The organism is Nocardia gipuzkoensis (assembly GCF_021183645.1).
In the GTDB taxonomy this organism is placed as follows: Bacteria; Actinomycetota; Actinomycetes; order Mycobacteriales; family Mycobacteriaceae; genus Nocardia; species Nocardia abscessus.
Genome location: NZ_CP089225.1, coordinates 7,071,042 through 7,089,680, shown reverse-complemented (window position 1 = coordinate 7,089,680; position 18,639 = coordinate 7,071,042). Strand labels below are relative to the sequence as shown.

Here is an 18,639-nt window from a genome sequence, read left to right as displayed (position 1 = left end):
TCAGCGTGCGGCTTCGCGGAGGGCACTGGAGGAGGACATCGACTCGAAGGCGGAGGTCGAACGTCCCACACTTTCTCGGAGAGCCGTCGGATGGCGGCCGCGCTGACACCCCTCCGACCCCGTATCGAGTTCGACCCGTCCACGTGCCGCGGCTGGGAGCTGGTGGCGTGGTTACCGCCGCCGCTGGGCCGTCGGTCGTGAGAGGTCATCGGATTCGCTACCGGCGCCGTCGTCGCGCAGAAGTTCTCGGTACAACTCCGCGATGTGCTCGCGGCGCCCCGGGCCGGTCCCAGTGGTGGCCAGGGCTGCTGTCGCGGCGGCGATACCCAGACGCACCGCGTCGGCGAGTTCGTATCCCCGTGTCAGCCCCACCGTGATGCCGCCGACCATCGCGTCGCCTGCACCGATACCGCTGCGCACCCGCGCGGGGATCGACGCGAACCATTCGTGCGATTCACGTGTCACCACGAGCGCTCCGGCGGCGCCGAGGGAGAGCAGGACGACCTCGGTCATCCCGGCGGTGATCAGCCGTCGAGCCTGCGACAGCTGTTCGGTGCGGTCGACCAGCGGATGTCCGACGTAGTCGCCGAGTTCCCGCACGCTGGGCTTGATCAGATAGACGCCACGGTGGACACCGCGCAACGCGATGCCCGAAGTATCGAGCACCACGCGCACACCGAGGTCGTCGGCGAGATCTGTAAGGGTCTGATAGAAGTCCGAGGACACACCCGGCGGCAGAGTCCCGCTGGCGACGAGATAGTTTCCGCCGCGCACCGCACGCTCCACCTCGGCCAGGCAGCGATGCTGTTCCGGGTCGGTGAGCCGGGGGCCTGGAAAGACGAATCGGTACTGCTCGCCGCTGGTGGTTTCGGTGACCGAGAGACTTTCCCGGGTCGATTCGGCCACCTGCACCGGCCGCGGTGGCACTCCGGCGTCGCGCACCAATTGCTCGAGCAGGCGACCGCTCGGGCCACCGACGGGAAAGATCGCTGTCACCTCGACGCCCAGCTCGGCGGCCGTGCGCGCGACGTTGATCCCGCCACCGCCCGGGTCGAAGCGGGGTGTCGCGCAGCGCATCTTGTCGGTCGGTACGACTCGCTCGACCCGAGTCGCGAGATCGATCGCGGGATTCATCGTCAATGTCACGATCCGGCCCACCGAAACCTCCTCGCTCCGTCCTTCCGCACCAGCCCGGTCGGTGTCCGGCGCGCTTGTCCACGGGGTCGTGTCGCTGAAGCCGATCTTTCAGAGCATCGAGTTCTCCGGACCCTGGCCCGCCGCCTGTGGAGGGTGACCGCTGCCCCGTCCACGCGAAGAGTGGTGAACCACTGGACGCCTCCGTCCCGGCGCATCCCTGTATGCCGATTACTCTGCCCAGTGCCGGCTGGCCCGAGCAGAGTCGGCCGCCCCTCACGTACTGGGACTTAGGTCCTGCACTCGACACCCGTTCCGGGCCTGACGGCTATTTGTCGCTACTGGCAAGACCGGCCGGTTGCGCTATCGGATCGACACCACGCCGAGCCGGTCCCGTGATCACCGCACCGGACCATCGTCCGTCTCGGCGAGCAGTAGCGGCGAGGGCCACAGGATCCCGGCGGGCGGGGATCTTCTCCCCGTCGGCCTGCTCGACGGCGAAATATGGCGCGGCAACCGCTCGGGCGAGCGTAGCCGCGCAGGACCGCGACATAGGCGCTCGGCAGGGAGGCGGGCGGGACGACGCTGTAGGTCATTGCGCCGATGACATTCGTACCGCGATAGAGAGGAGTTCGTCCTCCAGAGCGTCGGGTGTGCTTGCTGCGAGACTGGTCGTGCCGGGAGGTCCTGCCTGGCGCGATGGAACCAATCGTCCGGCAAATCAACCAGTCTTCGAGAGGGAGTTGTCATGCTCGATGTCTCGGCTTTGCGCGCCGCGCCCGCTATGTTCAACGCACAGGAACCGTTCGCACAACTACGCGAGACGCATACCGGGCTGGTGGTGCTGTGCGGGGACCGCGCGTACAAGGCGAAGAAACCGGTCGTCACCGACTTCCTCGATTTCGGCACGCCGGAGAACCGGGAGCGCGCGTGCGCCAGAGAGCTGGAGTTGAATCAGCGTCTCGCACCCGACGTCTATCTCGGTCTGGCCCATCTGACAGACCCGGAAGGCGGCGCCGACGAACCGATCATCGTGATGCGCCGGATGCCGGAGGCGTCGCGATTGTCCGCCACGCTCGCGGAACCGGCTCGCGACGCCGTCGAACTGTCAGCACTCGCGGAGACCTTGGCGCGGTTCCATGCGGGCGGACGGCGCGACGCCGACATCGACCGCGCCGGGACACCCGCGCAATTGCGTCGGCGATGGGAGAATCTATTGCGGCCCCTGCAGCAGTATCCGCACGCGCCGAGCGATCCCAGCATTCTCGCGCGCGCCGAATATATGGCCGTGCGCTACATCGACGGCCGAACCAGCCTGCTGACGGAGCGCATCGCCGACGGCCGTATGGTCGACGGTCACGGCGATCTACTCGCCGAGGATATCTTCGTCCTACCGGACGGCTTCCGCATTCTGGACTGCCTCGACTTCGACGATGAACTCCGCTATGTCGACAGCCTCGATGACGCCGCCTTCCTGGCGATGGACCTCGAATTCTTGGGATACCCCGAGCAATCCGATGCGTTCTTGAACTGCTACCTGCGCGCGGCAGGCGACTCACCCCCGCCGTCGCTTCGGCACCACTACATCGCATACCGGGCGATGGTCCGGGCGAAGACCGACCATATACGCGCCGACCAAGGGGATGTCGAAGCCGCCGGACGTGCCGAGCGGCATCTCGACCTTGCCGTCGAACACCTGGAACAGGGCGCCGTCCGTCTCGTGCTCGTCGGCGGCCTGCCCGGCACCGGAAAGTCCACGGTGGCAGCCCGTTTGGCGGCGGCCACCGGCGCGGTCGTGATTTCCAGCGATAGTGTCCGCGCTGAGCTGCGCACCACGGGATCCATCGCCGGTGCGGCAGGCGTCTTCGGGGCCGGTGCCTATCGGTCCGCCGCGAAAGCACTGGTGTATGCCCAGATGTTGGAGCAGGCGCGGCAGCGGCTCGAGCGCGGAGTCTCGGTGATCCTCGACGCCAGCTGGACCGACTCGGACCAGCGCGCCCGAGCCGCCGCCTTAGCCGACGAGACTCGCAGCGATCTGGTACCGCTGCGGTGTGTCTGTCCCCAGCCCCTCGCGGCCGAACGGATCAGCGCAAGGCCGCAGGGTGACTCCGACGCCACACCCGCGATCGCGGCCGCTCTGGCGGCCACGGTGACGCCATGGCCCGAGGCGATCGTGCTCGACACCGCACAGCCGATCGAAGGCTCGATCGGCACGGCGCTGGACGCCTGGCGCGGCGCGGTTGTCCCGGCCGCTGCCGCCGTCAGGCGTGGATGAGCAACACGTACGGCGGCTGATCGAATGGGCAGACGGCGGCGCCCTGCCCAGCACACTGCCTTTCACCGCCCGACATCGACAGTGTGGCAGCGATCACCCCGGGCGCAGAGTCAGCAGTCAGCGCTGCCGGAGGACTACGCAGGCAGCCGTCGGCAGTGGTCCATGGATGTATCCGAGGAAGTGGTCACCGTTCGTGGCATCTTCGGCGATCCCAGCGAACAACGGGTCATCGCCGCTGCCGGCCCGCACCGGCGACAGTGTGCACGACAGCGAGGTGGTGGACGTTTCGACCGGGTGCCTGCTTCCCCGGCAGGGCGTAAAGACCTTCCCTTGTGGTGACCTCCGTCGTTTCCGGCGTCCGATGGCGGTTGGACCCCCAGAGCAGGACTTTCGCCCCTGTGCGGCGGCAGGCCGCAGAGCGCACGCTCATCGCATGACGCGAACCGAGGAGGCTGCGATGGACTACCGGGTGGCCCTGATCGAGTCGGCGCCGGAGGTAGTGCTGCGAGTGCCCCGCGAGATCCGACCGAACTCGAATCTGCTCGGCGAGGACATCTCCGAGGGAATGCGGGAGGTGACCCGGATCGTGCAGAATGCGGGATTGACCGCCAGCGGCGCGCCGACGATCACGTTCCGCGAGGATCTGCCGATCGATGAGGCGATCGTGGTGGAATTCGGCGTTCCGGTGGAGCCTGCGCCCAACCTCGGCCCCAGCTCCGGCGCCCAGGTAGTCCTCATGCCCGGCACCCTGGTCGCCCGCACCAGCCACCGCGGTAGCTATCGCGACCTCGGCGTGGCGTATCGGGCGCTACGGCAGTGGTTGCGTGACGCGGGATATCAGCCGATCGGTCCACCCACCGAGGCGTATCTGATCGGCCCGGACGAGGTCTCGGATGCCCGGCGACTGCTGACCGAGATCCGATTGCCGGTCGCTCCCGCCCCGACCATCGCGGCCAACCTCGACGCGCCGTTCGAACTCGCCGTCGAACGCACCAGGGAGGCGCTGCGACACCACGGGCTCATCGTGACCGCCGAAGTGGACATGCAGGCCACACTGCGCGAGACCATCGGCGAGCACATCGAGAACTACCTGGTTGTGGACGCATGCGATCCTCGGCTGACCTTCCGCGCGCTGACCTCCGACCGGCAGGCCGGTTTGGTGACATCGTGCCGTGTGGTGGTGCGCTCGGTCGACGACGGCACCGTGGTCGAGGCGATCGATCCCGATGTACCGCCTCACGTCATGGCCGGATCGGAGCTACCCCCGGTAGCCGGTGATGTACGGCGGCGGCTCCTCGCCGCCTTGGACAGCCTGCGAGACGCGGCGCCGGCATCCACGTGACCGGCCTGGCCGAGGCCGAATCGGGCCTGCGGATCGATCCCACCGAACGGATCGATCTGCTGCTACGCGATCTACGCGGCAGCCGCTCCGGACTCACCGCTCGCGAGGCCGAACGGCGCCTTGTCCACTACGGACCGAACATGCTGCGGCGGCGGGGCCAACGGAGCTGGCGACGGGATCTGGCTCGTCAGCTCACCCACCCGTTGGCGCTGTTGCTGTGGGCCGCGGCCGGTCTCGCTGGGATGGTCGGCATCGTCCCGGTCGCGATCGCCATCGTCATCGTCATCGTCATCAACGCGGCGTTCGCGTTCGCCCAGGAACGGCACGCCGAGCAGGCTGTGGAGGCACTGGCCGCCTACCTGCCGATACGAGCGCAAGTCGTGCGCGACGGCCAGGTCACCGAGGTCGAGGCGACCGGTGTCGTGCCAGGAGATGTCCTTGTCATCGCCGAAGGCGACCGCATCTGCGCGGACGCGCGCCTGCTCACCGGCGGCATCGAGGTGGATCTGTCGGAACTGACCGGGGAATCGATGCCGGTCTACCGCAGCGCCGACGCTGTCGATGCCGGGGTGCCGCTGGCGCAGGCACGCGAACTGGTCTTCAGCGGCACCTCCTGCACCGAAGGCGAAGCACGCGCGATCGTCTTCGCCACCGGAATGCACACCGAACTCGGCCGCATCGCCGCGCTGTCGGAACGTGTCGAGCGAGACGAGAGTCCCCTCGAACATCAGGTGCGCCGCGTGGCCTGGTTGATCGCGTTGATCTCCGTTCTGCTCGCGGCGGCGTTCATCCCGCTCGCGATGCTCGGGGCCGGGCTGTCCCCGATCAACTCCGTGATCTTCGCGATCGCTCTGCTGGTGAGCAATGTTCCAGAAGGGCTGCTGCCGGTGATCACACTGGCGCTGGCGATCGGGGTTCGGGAGCTGGCGCGCCGCGGCGCCGTGGTCAAACGCCTCAGCGCCGTGGAGACCCTCGGCTCCACCGATGTGATCTGTACCGACAAGACCGGCACCCTCACCGAGAACCGCATGCGGGTCGTCACGATCGACACCACCACCGGAACGCACGACCCTGATGCCGCACCCGGAAAGCGAGATCTCACCCTGGCCCGTGTCGCGGAAGCGATCGCCGCCTGCAACAACGCTCGTCTCGCCGACGACACCGGGCCCGCCGGCGGGGACCCCACCGAGCTGGCGCTGCTCGACGCGGCCTCGGTCCTCGGGCAGCAGGTCCGCGCCGAGGAGCGGGAACGACTCCGGCAGCGCCTGTTCCACTTCGACCCGGTACGCAAACGGATGTCGACTCTCGATGCCGACGAGACCGGTCGGCTGCACGTGCACACCAAAGGAGCGCCGGAATCCCTGCTGCCACTGTGCACCGCCGAACTCGGCGCCGAGGGAGGCATCCGCCCTCTGCATCCGCACCGCCGCGAGCAGCTCACCGAACTCGTCGACGCCCGCGCCCGCCGAGGTCTGCGGATGCTGGCTGTCGCCGCGCGCGACCTCGCTGGTTGCGCAGCACCGCAGAACCGGGAGCAAGCCGAAAGGGATCTGGTCCTGCTCGGCTTGGTAGCGATGGAGGACCCGCCACGGCCGGAGGTCGCCGAGGCGGTGCAGCTGTGCCACGGCGCGGGTATCCGCATCATCGTCATCACCGGTGATCACGGGCTGACCGCGGCAGCCGTCGCCGACCAGATCGGGATAACCCGCGGTACGCCAACTGTGATCAGCGGAGCGGAATTGGAGCGGATGAGCGAGGCCGAACTGGACGAATTGCTTGCTGGACCGACCGAACTCATCTTCGCCCGTACCTCGCCCGAGGCCAAGCTGCGTATCGCCGACGCGCTACGTGCCGCAGGCCACGTCGTCGCTATGACCGGCGACGGCGTCAACGACGCACCAGCCCTACGGCGCGCCGACATCGGTGTCGCGATGGGCCGCTCGGGCACCGACGTGGCCCGTGAGGCCGCCACCATGGTGCTCACCGACGACAACTTCGCCACCATCACCGCGGCCATCCAGGCCGGTAGAAAGGTCTACGACAACATCCGGAAATTCATCTGCTACATCTTCGCTCACACCACACCGGAGGTGACACCGCTGCTGGTGTTCGCACTCTCCGGCGGAGCGGTTCCACTGCCGCTGACCGTGATGCAGCTGCTGGCCTTCGACGTCGGCACCGAGACGCTGCCCGCATTGGCGCTCGGGCGGGAAGCGGCCGAGCCCGGTCTGATGCAAAGGCCGCCCCGCAAACGCAGCGAGTCGGTGATCCGCACGCCCATGCTGCTGCGAGCCTGGCTGTTCCTCGGAGTGATCGCCGCGGTCCTGGCCATGGCAGGGTTCTTCTTCGTGCTGCTGCACGGTGGCTGGCACCTGGGCGACCCCACCGGGCCCGGTACGCCGCTGCACCATACCTACCAGCAGGCGACCACAATGACCTTCTTCGGTATGGTCGCCGGCCAGATCGGCACCGCGTTCGCCGCACGAACCGACCGTGCCTCACTCCGCTCGATCGGCGTCCTGTCCAATCCCTTGCTGTTGTGGGGTATCGCCTTCGAACTCGCCCTCGCCGCGATCATCATCTACGCCCCGGTGATGCAGAACCTGCTCGGGACAGCCGCGCTGACGCCCGCCATGCTCGCGTTCACACTGCCGTACCCGTTCATCGTGTGGGGCGCTGATGAATTACGGCGCTGGCTGGTGCGCCGCCGCGCGGCATCCGCATGACCGTCGTTCCAGTCGAACGCCACTGCGGACGGCGCGAGGCCGCCGCCCGCCAAGAACTGCATGGTTCGCCGATCTGGACGCGCTCACCGGTTCCGCACGACGATGATCGGACACTCCACCGAATGCAGCAGCGCCGCACTGGTAGAACCGAGCAGCATGCCGGTGAACCCACCGCGGCCGTGGCTGCCCACCACCAGCAGCTGGACGTCTTCGGACTGATCGAGCAGCGAGCGAACCGGCCGGTCCCGCACCAGTACGCGCCGCACCGAGACATCCGGGTAGCGTTCACCGAATCCCGCCAGATTCTCCGCGAGCAACGCGTCCTCTCGCTCTCGCACGGCATCCCATCCGGGCACGAGGTCGATGCCGCTGGCATCGCTCCACGCGTGCAACGCGATCAGACCGACCTTGCGCCGCGAGGCTTCCTCGAAGGCGACTTCGATCGCGGGCAGGCTGGTGGCGGTGCCGTCCACCCCGACGAGAACCGGTTTGTCGAAGGAGACGACATCGGGCGCCGAACCCGGGCGTAGGACCGCGACCGGGCAGTGCGCGTGGCGGGTGACCGCCGTACTCACCGAGCCGAGCAGTTCACGGCGCACCGCTCCGAGCCCGCGGCTGCCGACAACCAGCATTCTGGCGTGCCTGGACCTGTTCAGCAGGTCCGGGATGATCGGCTCGAGAGTCAACTCGGTGCTGATGGTCAACGCCTCGCCCGCCGCGGCCGCCCTGGCCAGCCGAGCGGCCTCGGTCAGCACCCGTTCCCCGTCCTTGCGCAGCCACTGCACATCGGATTCGGTCAGCATGGCACCGGGACCGTACCCGGGCTGAATGGCGACGGAGGTGACTATATGCAGCCGGCACCGATGCAACGCGGCGTCGGCCGCCGCCCATGCCGCCGCGTGGTATGACGTTGCGGATCCGTCGACGGCGACCACGATCAGATCGGTCTGCCCAGTGCGTGCGGTCGAGTTCTCGGTCATCGCGTTCTCCTCGGTACCGAATCGGGTTTCCTAGTTCTTGCCGATCGATCGGCTCGTCCGGCGCCGTTCGGCCACCGCGCGAGCGCCTTTCACGAAGCCGAGGGATCCAGCGGTCGTACCACTTCGTCGAGTGGGCGGCGCGGAGTGGCCGGGACCGGATCGGCACTCGGGATCGCGTATCCGATACGGATGACGATCTGCGGATAGCCGGTATCGTCCAAGACGTTGGAGCGGATGCGTTTCCTGGTGTCGGTCAATTCCATCGGCTCGGTCAGCGGACACGTGGCCAAACCGAGGGTCGTGGCGGTCAACAGCACGGCGCTCGCGGCCTCACCGGCCCGCAGCCGGGACAGTCGGTCGTCACTGCTGGTGCTCAACAGCATCATTCGGTCCGCGGCGTCGACATCACGCACCACCGCTTCCGGCAATCCCGGATTCGAGAACGGACGCACCGTCGGATCGGTATCGGTCAACACCGCGTTACGCGCCGGGACCCCCTGCGATGCCGCGTGCCTGCCGCTCCACTGCGCGAGTTCGGCGCCGTAGGCGAGGTCACGGGCATGCTCCCACGCCGCCTGCTCGAACGCTCGCAGCAAACGGGTCCGCGCCGGTTCGGCGTCGACATCACGCACGAGCACTCCTGTCGCCTCTCCGGCCGCCACGATGGCCTCGATGTGAGCGGCCGGCACCTCCCAGGAACTGAACCGGCGACGGTCGGTGCCGCGCCTGCCGATCGCGCGTGCCAACTCGACATCCTCGGCTGTGAATGCGGTGGAATGGAACTCGACGGACGCGAGATGCTCGGGTGCGGCCGGGTCCGGCAGTCGGTGGATCGTCGTCTCCCATCCCTCCGCACGGGCCGCGACCCGCAGATGATGCAGCACCGCACCACAACTCAGCAGCAAGTCGCGACCATCCGGGTCGGTGTGCGGAAGCCTTCGGCTCTCGTCGGCATACAGATGCACGGTCTCGCGCCCGATCCGCCACAGCCACGGCTGGCTGTTGTGCACCGACGGCGCTCGCACCGCCAGCGCCAGCACGGCTCGAAGGGTCTCGGTGTCGGGATGTGTCTTCGGCATGATGCGCCTCTCAGCGGGATCAGTCCGGCAGGCCCAGGACCTGACCGGCGGTGGCGCCACCAGGGTGTATCAATCGAAGGCGGACACGACGGCGGCGCCGATGCCGCGTGCACCGCCGGTGACGACCGCGCTTCTGCCTTGGAGTCCGGCCACGGCCATTAATCACCTTTCAACTGGTGCACGCTTGTTTCCGACTTCAGCATCGCGCGAACCGACAGGCATCCGTGACGGCCGAAGGTCACCGAACACCGGGCCCTCTGGCCACGATCGGCCCCCGCTGACCACCGACCCTCAGCACGCTGAAGGCCGGTCGGCACCGACTCCGATCAGATTCTGGCGCACCTGGTGGCTCACACCTGCCGGCTCACCGGCTCCGAGCGCACCTTCCTCGCGGTCGTGCCGGACCCCGACGCCGGACCCGCACTGGTCCTGCCCATGCAGACATCCGACGCCACCGTCGGTGTCCTGATCGCGCTGCGCAGCGTGGAGTCGGCGCCCTACGACAACGAGATCTTGAAACTGACCTCGGCCTTCACCGACCAGGCCGCACTGGCGATGCGGTTGGCCGACGCCCAACGGTCCATGCGGGAATCGGTCTCGGTCGAGATCACTGTGGACGACGACTTGACCATCGTCGTCGAGGACGACGGGTGCGGCATTCCCGGCGAGGTCGCACCGAGCGGCCTCACGAATCTCGCCCAGCGTGCCGAACAAACGACCGGGACGTTTGTTGTCACATCAGATGACAGCCCAGAAGGAGAACCCGGCACCCGGCTGCGCTGGAAGGTGCCGCTGCGTTGAACCGATCGCCGCCCGGCGGATGTGCGCCGGACGGCGTACCCCGACTGCCCAGCCGAGTCGGTGGCCGCGATACCGCACAGGTCATCGACAGCCGCGACCAGGGTCGGCGCCGCCAGCCAGCAACACGAATCGAGATCAAGATCGAGTTTCCGTCCGGTTCTCGACCCCCGGCGCGGGCGCCAGCTGAGCGACCAGCCAATCGCGGGCGAGTTCGGCGACCTTCTCCAACGCCCCCGGCTCGGCGAACAAGTGCGTGGCGCCAGGCACCACAGTCAGCGCGGTTTCGCATGACATCTCTTGCGCCGCCAGGCGATTGAGCTCCAGCACCAGATGGTCGTGCCCACCCACGATCAGCAGCGTCGGCGCTCGAACCGCCGCGAGTTGCGCCCCGGCGAGGTCCGGCCGGCCGCCACGCGACACCACCGCGGCGATGTCGACGCTGGGATCGGCCGCGGCCCGTAGCGCAGCGGCGGCGCCCGTACTGGCCCCGAAGTACCCGATCCGCAGCCCGGCGACGTCGGGTCGACCGGTCAGCCATCGGGTGGCATCGAGCAGTCGCCGCGACAGTAGCTCGATATCGAAGACTCGTGACCGGTCGATCTCCTCCTCGGGAGTGAGCAGGTCGAAGACCAAGGTGCCCAGCCCGGCTCGGTTCAGCACCTCGGCAACGAAGCGGTTGCGCGGGCTGCGACGGCTGCTGCCGCTGCCGTGCGCGAACACCACCAGCCCGAGTGGGTCCTCCGGGATGGTGAGATGCCCGCAGAGCTGCCTCCCACCGAGCGGGATCTGAACCTCCTCATCACAGAGCGGTGGATCGTCCACGGGCATTCGGGGAAGTTCGCCGCGGGTTTCCGCAGAACGAAGAAGCAGCTCGACCTCGGCGTCGGCCACTTGGCCGAAATTGTGGTACCAGCCGCCGACCGCGCCGAACCACGTGGGCATCTCCAGACAGACCACCTCGTCGGCCACATCCTGCAATATCGCCACCATGTCACGGGGAGCCACCGGGACGGCCAGCACAACGCGCTGTGCGCCTTGTTCCCACGCCACTTGGCACGCTGCGCGAGCCGTCGCGCCGGTGGCGATGCCGTCATCGATGACGACCACAGTTCGACCCAACAGCGGGATACGCGGATGAGCACGCCGCAGCCGCTCGGTCCGCTGTCTCAGTTCGGCGCGTTCACGATGCTCCACCTCAGCGATCTCCTCGCGGGTGAGCCTTGTGTAGCCGAGGACCACGTCGTTGATCACTTGGACGCCGTCCTCGCCGATCGCGCCGAAAGCGAGCTCCGGCTGGTACGGGACACCGAGTTTCCGGACCACGATCACATCCAGCGGTGCGTCCAGCCCCCGCGCGACCTCGTAGGCCACGGGAACACCGCCACGCGGCAGGCCCACGACGACGACATCCTCGTCCCGCAGGTACTCCAGTCGTTTCGCCAGGCGACGCCCGGCGTCATAGCGATCATCGAAAAGCATCGCCGCCTCCTCTCGAGTCCAGCGTTGCCTTCCTGCCCTCGTGACGGCAGATCCGATCGTCGCCGGGCGAAGAGCCGTTGGTCCTGAAAGTCCGCGTACCACGACCTCAGCGCTGACGCGCGACGATGACGGGGCACTGCACTGCATCGACGAGTGCGGAAGTGGTGGACCAGGGCAGCGCACCGGTCACGCCTCTACGGCCACGGCTGCCCACCACGAGCAGTTGCGCGTCCCGCGCTTCGTCGGCCAGACAGCGAACAGGACTGTCGCGCGTCAATACTCGCCGCACCGGCACCTCCGGGTATCGCTCGCCGAACCCGGCCAGGTTCTGCGCAAGTAGCGCGATCTCCCACTCTCGCACAGCATCCCAGGTCGGAATAAGATTGGCCCCGCGCGTATCGCTCCACGCGTGCAACGCGATCAACTCGACTTCGCGTCGCGAGGCTTCTTCGAACGCCAGTCGTATCGCCGGTATGCAATTGGGCGTTCCGTCCACTCCGACAAGGACCGGCTTGCCCGCGGAGACCGCATCCGTTGCCGGAGCCGAACGGAGGATCGCGACCGGACAGCGCGCGTGCCTGGTCACCGCTGTGCTCACCGATCCGAGCAACCCACGACCGAACGTCCCGAGACCACGGCTGCCGACGACGACCATCCCCGACCATCTCGAGCGGTCGATCAGATACGGAACGATCGGATCGGCGATGAGTGAGGTTTCCATAGGCAGTGTCTCGTCGCGCGCAGCCTTTCGGGCTACCTCGCAGGCCTCGCCGAGCACTTGTTCGCCGTTCCGGCTGCGCGATGCGTCGGTGTCGGCCGAGAGAACTCTCGCGCCGAAGCCGGTCCGAACCGAGGTGACGATACACAGTCTGCGCCGGTACAACGCCGCATCCGCCGCCGCCCACGCCGCGGCGTAGAGGGAGACGGCCGAGCCGTCCACGGCGACGACGTTCGGCCGATCGATGTGCCCACGGGGTGGTGGCGTGTTCTCCGTCATGGTTTCACCTGAGAAACGAGACTGTCCTACATAGTTCTGCCGATCTGCGGCGGCGGTGGGACTCATGGTCGCAACCGGCCGAGACCCGCCGGTAGGGCCATTGGTCGCAGGCAAAGGTCCTTCTCGGCGCAGTGCGAGGCCGATAGGCGGTTCGCGGCGGCCGCCCGCAACCCCACACCGAGGGCGATCGGCGGTTCACGGCCAGGGCCATCGGACCCTAGTCGACCGCGGCCGACGGGACGACGCTGATGCCATGTCCCCGAATAGCGCTTCACCGACAGCGATACTGCGCACCGCGCGCGAACGGCTCGACGCCGTCGCCGAGAAGATCGGCACTGGGATGCCGCGGCATTGCTGCGCACAGTGCTGCGCAGCGAGCCAGGCAGCGGCATAAGAGCAGATCACGCAACCGTCGTGGTCGCCCAGCTCGGCAGCCCACACTGACCGGTGTCGTGCGCCGCTCGTCGATCGGCAATAGGTACCTGCCAGATGCAGGAAGGAGTGCAGACTGATGTCCACTATCAGCGATCCGCCTATCGTCGTCGGCGTCGACGGCTCCTCGGTCGCGCTCGCGGCCTTGCGCTGGGCCGCCCTCGACGCCGCTCACCACCATGTGCCACTACACCTCGTCTACGCGATCGGAGTCTTGGGTGACTTCGGATCGGGTATCGAACTAGGGCGGTTCGACTTCGACAGTTACTGGCAGAGTGTGCACGACGCCCTGGATGCGGCCAGGGCGGCCGCTGTCTCCGTTGCCGCGCCGATCGGCCAACTCGACGTGAGCACCGAATTGGTGGACGCTCCCCCGATCCCGGTCCTGCGGGATCGTTCCGAGACCGCGCGTCTGCTCGTCGTCGGCACTCACGGGCTCGGTGCCGTCAGCCGCGGGCTGCTGGGTTCGGTCAGCACGGCTCTGGCTCGGCACGCCGCGTGTCCGGTCGCCGTCATCCCGGAAACCGCCGCCTCGTCCGACGGCCCGGTTGTCGTCGGAGTCGACGGCTCACCGAGCAGTGTGCATGCCGTCGAGGTCGCCTTCGACCAGGCTGCGTTCCGCGGCGCCGAACTGATCACGGTGCACACGTGGTCGGGTTTCCTGCGCTTCAGTTCACCCGCCGACATGCAAGAGGAAGGCGAGGAACTGCTGTCCCGAAGCCTGGCCGGATACGGAGAGAGGTACCCGGAGGTTCCAGTGCGGCGCATCGTGGTCGAGGACCGCCCCGCCGAGCGGTTACTCGAAGTGGGCCAGAACGCCCAACTCATCGTCGTCGGCAGTCATGGGCGCGGCGGTTTCGCCGGAATGACGCTCGGTTCGGTAGGTCAGGCGGTCCTGCACGCGGCGGAGGTGCCGGTGATCATCGCGAGGTCGGCGAGTTGACCACGCACGCCGCGGGGCTGGTCGGGCTGAACAGCGGTATGGGCCCAGGATGACAGCGACAGTCGCGCCTGATGACGGGCATCGGCGCACGGCGGGTCGGCCGCGGGATGAGACTTTCGGGTGGCCGAAGCGCAAGGAGACGCCGTTGTCCGATGGAAGGCGTCCGCGACCATGCCGTCGGCCACCGTTGGCGTCGACCGATGGCACGAATCACGGCGGGTGAGAACGGTCTGGGGCCTGGCCCCTGGCCGCTGAGCTGAGCATTCGAACGAATCCACGACGGGAGGCAGGAATATGCGATCGACCGTTGTACTACTGGCCACGGTGGCCGCGTTGGTGCTGCGGCACCGGATGCTGCGCTGGGGCGCCACCCCCGCGGAGGCGGCAGCCGGATACCCCGGTGACACACTGGTGCCGGCACCGACTGGCTGCTCGACCATGGCTACAACCCTGGAAGCGCCCCCGGACGCCGTTTGGTCCTGGCTGGTTCAGATGGGCGTTGACCGGGCCGGCTGGTACAGCTGGGACCGGCTGGACAATGGCGGGCGGCCCAGCTCGACGCGAATTGTGCCGGAATGGCAGAACTTACGCGTGGGCGACCGTGTGAATGCGACAGTCGACGGCAGAATGTATTTCACGGTGGCGATCGCCGATCGTCCGACGACCTTGGTGCTGCGGAGTGATCTCGCGTTGCCCACCGGCCGTCCTTTCGACCCTCATGGTCCGCTCCCCCGGGTGTTCACCCAAGGCGTGTGGGGCTTCCATCTCACCGAGCTACCCGGCGGACGCACTCGCCTGGTGGTGCGCACCATCGGGCGGGATGCGCCCCGCCCATTGATGGCGGTCACCGACTTCCTCGTCGGTCAACCCGCTCACCTCATCATGCAAGCGCGGCAGTTCGCCAACCTGCGCCGCCGCCTCGGCGATCACGAGCGCGGCAGCGCCGCCGATCCCGGCCGGCGCGAAAACCGTGATGAGCGCGATCAACCCGGTACGGGAGAGCTGGAATCGCGGTGACGGCTCCGGTTGCGGAGTGGTCGCTGCTGTGCCCGTAATGGGCGCGGTCACCCTCGAGACCAAGATCGGAACGAGCGGACGGTGTGGCGGTCCGCCGACTGCTAGGAGTCACCATGACAACTGGATACGTGTGGAACACCCTCTACGGGTGGGCCGACACGGGCAGCGGAAGCCTGTTCCCGTCCGACGTCACGGTCGGTCTCCAGCCGATCGGCCACCATCTCGCGCACCCCGATACCGAACGACGATTCCACGAACTGGTCGCGGTGTCAGGCCTGTTGGAGAAGTTGCGTCCGATCGAAGCGGTGCCCGCCACCGAGGCCGACATACTGCGAGTACACACGGCGCAACATCTGGAGCGGATCTAAGGCCGAGAGCTTGCAACCGAAGGGCGGAGACGCCGGCGACGGTGTCTCGTCCTTCGGCAGGGGCGGATACGAGATCGCCGCGCTTTCGGCGGGCGGTGCGATCGCGCTCGTCCAGCGAGTGCTCGACGGGACGGTCGACAATGGTTACGCGCTGGTCAATCCCCCGGGGGCACCACGCGACCCGTACAACCGGCATGGGCTTCTGCATTCAACAACGTCTCCGTCGCCGCCGCCTACGCGAAAGACGTTCTCGGTGTGCGTCGCATCGCCGTGGTCGACTGGGACGTTCACCACGGCAACGGCACCCAGGACATCCGGTACGAGGATCCAACGGTGCTGACCATCTCGATCCACCAGCACCTCTGTTTCCCGCCGGAGTCCGGTTATCGGGAGGAGCGTGGCGCCGGCGACGGATTCGGCTACGCGATCAATGTGCCGCTTCCGCCGGGCAGCGGTGACGCCGCGTATTCGCGGCGGCCATCGAAGCCGCGGCGGGCTTGGTCGCCGAGCTCTGATCAGCTGGCGCGGCTCCAGCCGCCGTCGGCCGTGCACCCTGCCGCCCAGGTGGGCAGGAATCACCGTACGGTTCGCTGACCAGGACTGGATACAAGGGCGGCCGCGCACGGCAGCGCGCGGGCCGGGATCGGGTCGGTGACATCGACCGCGATCACCAGGGTGCGGGCACCAGGACACGGCGATACGGTGTCGGGTTTGGGCGGCACCAGGGCTGGTGCGGGTCGGCGCGGTGGGGGCGGGTCTGGGTGGTGGTCATCGCGACCTCCGTGTGGTGGCAGACGCAGCCGCCGCCTCGGTCGGCGGCGAGCTGGTGGCGGGGTGGTCGGCGGTGAGGGTGACATCGCGGACGCCGGGCACGGTGCGTGCCAGAGCGGTGGCGATGCGGCGTTCGGAGTCGTCGGCGAAGACTCCGGTCAGGTGCACGGTGCCGTCGCGGGCGACCGCGCGCCAGCGGCGGGATCGGGTGTAGTCGTCGAGGCGGGCCTGGGCGCTGACGGTGATCGCCTCGTCCGGGCGCAGCATGATCCGCAGCGCGTCGCCGCGGCTGAACATGCCGTGGACGCGCCCCTCGGCGTCGACCACCGGCACCGAGCGGACCCCGTGGCCCAGCAGCATCCGCACCACCTCGGCCAGATCCTGGTAGGCCGCAGCGGCCAGGGCAGGGGTGGTCATTACTTCCCGCACCGTGACATCGCCATCGGGTTCGCCCGCACGCAGGATGTCACCGCTGGTGAGCACCCCGGCCAGCCGCTGTTCGCGATCGAGCACCGGTAACGCCGCGAACCCGCGCTCGCTCAGCGTCACCGCCGCCACCCGCACCGGGGTGTCCTCGTTGACCGTCACCACCGGCCGGACCATCACGTCGTGTACTCGCATCGCATCCTCCTCCACTTGTTCGCAACGATCGCCGGCCGATACCGACATAAGAAGCATAACTAGCGAAAAATAATTCGTCAAACTTGACAGGAGAAATTTATTTCGTGAAATATAGATAGGGAATCGCGGCCAATGCTTCGGTGCGTGTCGAGTCGACCGACCAGGCCGCGGAACCCAACTAGTGCAGGGAGGTCTCGCATGGCGGTGCGTGCGGCGGTGGTCTGGGACGGCGCGCCGGGGGCGAGTGCGGCAATCAATGCAGAGGCGCCTCGTGCGGCTCGGCATCGGACGCGTGCACCGCTTCCACGCTCGTGCGGTCGCCGACGCGCTGATCACCGCCGCGAGCGACCGCGACGCTGCGACGGTCGTGGGATCGCACGGGTGCTCCGCAGCCCGGGGAGATGCCGCTCGGCAGCATCGCCAAAGCTGTCCTGCGTCACAGCCATCGACCGGTCGAGGTGGTGCCCAGCCGCTGGGAGGTCCCCTTGACCAGTGACCAACCATGGCCCCGCGGCCCGGCGCGGGCAACGGCCACTGGCCGAGCCCCGAACCCGCCGCCGCGTCGGCCCGAGCCCAACTCACTCACCGTTTCCGCGCGGTGTGACCGCCGCGCTCCCGGAAAGAAAGGACCCGATCGTGTCGGTTCCGTTGTGGATGTGGCCGGCAGTGCTGGCCGTCATCCTGATCATGCTGGCGGTGGACCTGTTCGCCCACCGCAAAGCCCACATCGTGGGCGTACGCGAAGCCGCGGCCTGGTCGGCGGTCTGGGTTGGCTTGGCCCTCGGCTTCGGCGCGCTGATCTGGTGGCGATGGGGCGGGGAATTCGCCGCTCAGTACTACGCCGGATACGTCATCGAGAAATCCCTGGCCGTGGACAATGTGTTCGTCTTCGCCGTCATCTTCAGCTACTTCGCCGTCCCGCGGGAATACCAGCACCGGGTGCTGTTCTACGGCGTGCTCGGCGCGCTGGTCTTCCGCGGGATCTTCATCGCCGCCGGCTCCATCCTCATCGCCAGCTTCGCCTGGATCCTCTACGTCTTCGGCGCGTTCCTCGTCGCTACCGGCATCAAGATGGCCCGTCACCGCGACGACACCATCGACCCCGACAAATCGGTGGTCCTGCGCGGGTTCCGGCGACTGGTGCCGATGACCGCCGGCTACCGCGGGCAGAAGTTCTGGGTCAGAGAACACGGCCGCTGGCTGGCCACCCCGTTGCTGGCGGTGCTGGTACTGGTCGAGACCACCGACATCATCTTCGCCGTGGACTCCATCCCCGCTATCTTCGCCGTCACCGGCGAACCGTTCCTGGTGTTCACCTCCAACGCCTTCGCCATCCTGGGCCTGCGCGCGATGTATTTCATGCTCGCCGACCTGATGCACCGCTTCATCTACCTCAAACTCGGCCTCGCCGTCGTACTGGTCTGGGTCGGCATCAAGATGCTGCTGCTCGAGATCTACAAAATCCCCACCACACTGTCGCTGGCCGTGGTCATCGCCATCCTCACCATCGCCATCACCGCCAGCTGGACCCGCACTCGCGCCCCAGCCGCCCACGCCACCGGCACTCACACGGACCCGGCCGAGGCCGACACCCCCACCACCAAGAGGTGAGCGACACACACACCAGTTCCGCCACCAGGCCCCATCGACCCACCCGGTAACCACCAACCACCC

At 67.8% G+C, this 18,639-nt stretch carries 15 protein-coding genes; 9 read left to right on the top strand and 6 right to left on the bottom strand.

The genetic code is table 11. The annotated features are described in order from the left end of the window. Positions 1-171: 171 nt before the first annotated feature. Positions 172-1,158, bottom strand: coding sequence for a 1-phosphofructokinase family hexose kinase (locus LTT66_RS32370; protein ID WP_233062312.1), 987 nt, complete (start codon positions 1,156-1,158; stop codon positions 172-174). 724 nt (positions 1,159-1,882) lie between these two features. Between LTT66_RS32370 and LTT66_RS32365 the strand changes: the two genes are divergently transcribed. The 3 genes from LTT66_RS32365 to LTT66_RS32355 all read left to right on the top strand — a co-directional run bounded on the left by LTT66_RS32365 (position 1,883) and on the right by LTT66_RS32355 (position 7,477). After that, a complete protein-coding gene (locus LTT66_RS32365) occupies positions 1,883-3,409 on the top strand; it encodes a bifunctional aminoglycoside phosphotransferase/ATP-binding protein (protein ID WP_233062311.1) in 1,527 nt (508 codons plus the stop codon). Positions 3,410-3,842: 433 nt separating this feature from the next. Further along, on the top strand, positions 3,843-4,751 hold the full coding sequence (locus LTT66_RS32360) for a DUF302 domain-containing protein (RefSeq protein ID WP_233062310.1): 909 nt from the start codon (positions 3,843-3,845) through the stop codon (positions 4,749-4,751). Beyond that, the gene (locus LTT66_RS32355) at positions 4,748-7,477 is read left to right on the top strand and encodes a cation-translocating P-type ATPase (RefSeq protein ID WP_233062309.1); all 2,730 of its coding nucleotides are present in this window, start codon (positions 4,748-4,750) and stop codon (positions 7,475-7,477) included. Before LTT66_RS32360 ends, LTT66_RS32355 begins: the two co-directional genes overlap by 4 nt. A gap of 83 nt (positions 7,478-7,560) precedes the next feature. Here the strand turns inward: LTT66_RS32355 and LTT66_RS32350 are convergent, their stop codons facing one another. After that, positions 7,561-8,457 carry a universal stress protein gene (locus LTT66_RS32350; RefSeq protein WP_233062308.1) on the bottom strand — a complete coding sequence of 299 codons (897 nt, stop codon included), beginning with the start codon at positions 8,455-8,457 and terminating at the stop codon, positions 7,561-7,563. Between the two features lie 89 nt (positions 8,458-8,546). After that, the gene (locus LTT66_RS32345; RefSeq protein ID WP_233062307.1) at positions 8,547-9,536 is read right to left on the bottom strand and encodes an Acg family FMN-binding oxidoreductase; all 990 of its coding nucleotides are present in this window, start codon (positions 9,534-9,536) and stop codon (positions 8,547-8,549) included. A gap of 345 nt (positions 9,537-9,881) precedes the next feature. Here LTT66_RS32345 and LTT66_RS32340 point away from each other — a divergent pair, with 345 nt between their 5' ends. After that, positions 9,882-10,337 (top strand): sensor histidine kinase, encoded by a 456-nt coding sequence (locus tag LTT66_RS32340; protein WP_233062306.1) that lies wholly within the window; start codon positions 9,882-9,884, stop codon positions 10,335-10,337. 135 nt (positions 10,338-10,472) lie between these two features. On the opposite strand, the gene LTT66_RS32335 is transcribed toward LTT66_RS32340, so the two are convergent. Together LTT66_RS32335 and LTT66_RS32330 are read right to left on the bottom strand one after the other, a co-directional pair. Continuing rightward, positions 10,473-11,816: a phosphoribosyltransferase family protein gene (locus tag LTT66_RS32335; RefSeq protein ID WP_233062305.1), complete on the bottom strand. Its 1,344-nt coding sequence runs from the start codon at positions 11,814-11,816 to the stop codon at positions 10,473-10,475. 106 nt (positions 11,817-11,922) lie between these two features. Continuing rightward, positions 11,923-12,813, bottom strand: a complete 891-nt coding sequence (locus LTT66_RS32330; protein WP_233062304.1) for a universal stress protein — start codon at positions 12,811-12,813, stop codon at positions 11,923-11,925. A 511-nt stretch (positions 12,814-13,324) separates the two neighbouring features. Between LTT66_RS32330 and LTT66_RS32325 the strand changes: the two genes are divergently transcribed. The 4 genes from LTT66_RS32325 to LTT66_RS32310 all read left to right on the top strand — a co-directional run bounded on the left by LTT66_RS32325 (position 13,325) and on the right by LTT66_RS32310 (position 16,167). After that, positions 13,325-14,188: a universal stress protein gene (locus tag LTT66_RS32325; protein ID WP_233062303.1), complete on the top strand. Its 864-nt coding sequence runs from the start codon at positions 13,325-13,327 to the stop codon at positions 14,186-14,188. 324 nt (positions 14,189-14,512) lie between these two features. Continuing rightward, positions 14,513-15,205, top strand: coding sequence for a hypothetical protein (locus tag LTT66_RS32320; RefSeq protein ID WP_233062302.1), 693 nt, complete (start codon positions 14,513-14,515; stop codon positions 15,203-15,205). Between the two features lie 113 nt (positions 15,206-15,318). After that, on the top strand, positions 15,319-15,573 hold the full coding sequence (locus LTT66_RS32315) for an arginase family protein (RefSeq protein ID WP_233062301.1): 255 nt from the start codon (positions 15,319-15,321) through the stop codon (positions 15,571-15,573). Between the two features lie 255 nt (positions 15,574-15,828). After that, entirely contained in the window at positions 15,829-16,167 is a 339-nt protein-coding gene (locus tag LTT66_RS32310; protein ID WP_233062300.1) for a hypothetical protein, read from the top strand. Positions 16,168-16,341: 174 nt separating this feature from the next. On the opposite strand, the gene LTT66_RS32305 is transcribed toward LTT66_RS32310, so the two are convergent. After that, entirely contained in the window at positions 16,342-16,965 is a 624-nt protein-coding gene (locus LTT66_RS32305; protein WP_233062299.1) for a CBS domain-containing protein, read from the bottom strand. Positions 16,966-17,601: 636 nt separating this feature from the next. Here LTT66_RS32305 and LTT66_RS32300 point away from each other — a divergent pair. Further along, positions 17,602-18,576 (top strand): TerC family protein, encoded by a 975-nt coding sequence (locus LTT66_RS32300; protein WP_269821984.1) that lies wholly within the window; start codon positions 17,602-17,604, stop codon positions 18,574-18,576. Positions 18,577-18,639: the final 63 nt, after the last annotated feature.

What these genes read in the sequence shown, in the direction of transcription:
- LTT66_RS32365 (WP_233062311.1), top strand. Translation starts at nt 1,883, where the DNA reads ATGCTCGATGTCTCGGCTTTGCGCGCCGCGCCCGCTATGTTCAACGCA.
- LTT66_RS32360 (WP_233062310.1), top strand. Translation starts at nt 3,843, where the DNA reads ATGACGCGAACCGAGGAGGCTGCGATGGACTACCGGGTGGCCCTGATC.
- LTT66_RS32350 (WP_233062308.1), bottom strand. Translation starts at nt 8,457, where the DNA reads ATGACCGAGAACTCGACCGCACGCACTGGGCAGACCGATCTGATCGTG.
- LTT66_RS32345 (WP_233062307.1), bottom strand. Translation starts at nt 9,536, where the DNA reads ATGCCGAAGACACATCCCGACACCGAGACCCTTCGAGCCGTGCTGGCG.
- LTT66_RS32335 (WP_233062305.1), bottom strand. Translation starts at nt 11,816, where the DNA reads ATGCTTTTCGATGATCGCTATGACGCCGGGCGTCGCCTGGCGAAACGA.
- LTT66_RS32330 (WP_233062304.1), bottom strand. Translation starts at nt 12,813, where the DNA reads ATGACGGAGAACACGCCACCACCCCGTGGGCACATCGATCGGCCGAAC.
- LTT66_RS32325 (WP_233062303.1), top strand. Translation starts at nt 13,325, where the DNA reads ATGTCCACTATCAGCGATCCGCCTATCGTCGTCGGCGTCGACGGCTCC.
- LTT66_RS32315 (WP_233062301.1), top strand. Translation starts at nt 15,319, where the DNA reads ATGACAACTGGATACGTGTGGAACACCCTCTACGGGTGGGCCGACACG.
- LTT66_RS32305 (WP_233062299.1), bottom strand. Translation starts at nt 16,965, where the DNA reads ATGCGAGTACACGACGTGATGGTCCGGCCGGTGGTGACGGTCAACGAG.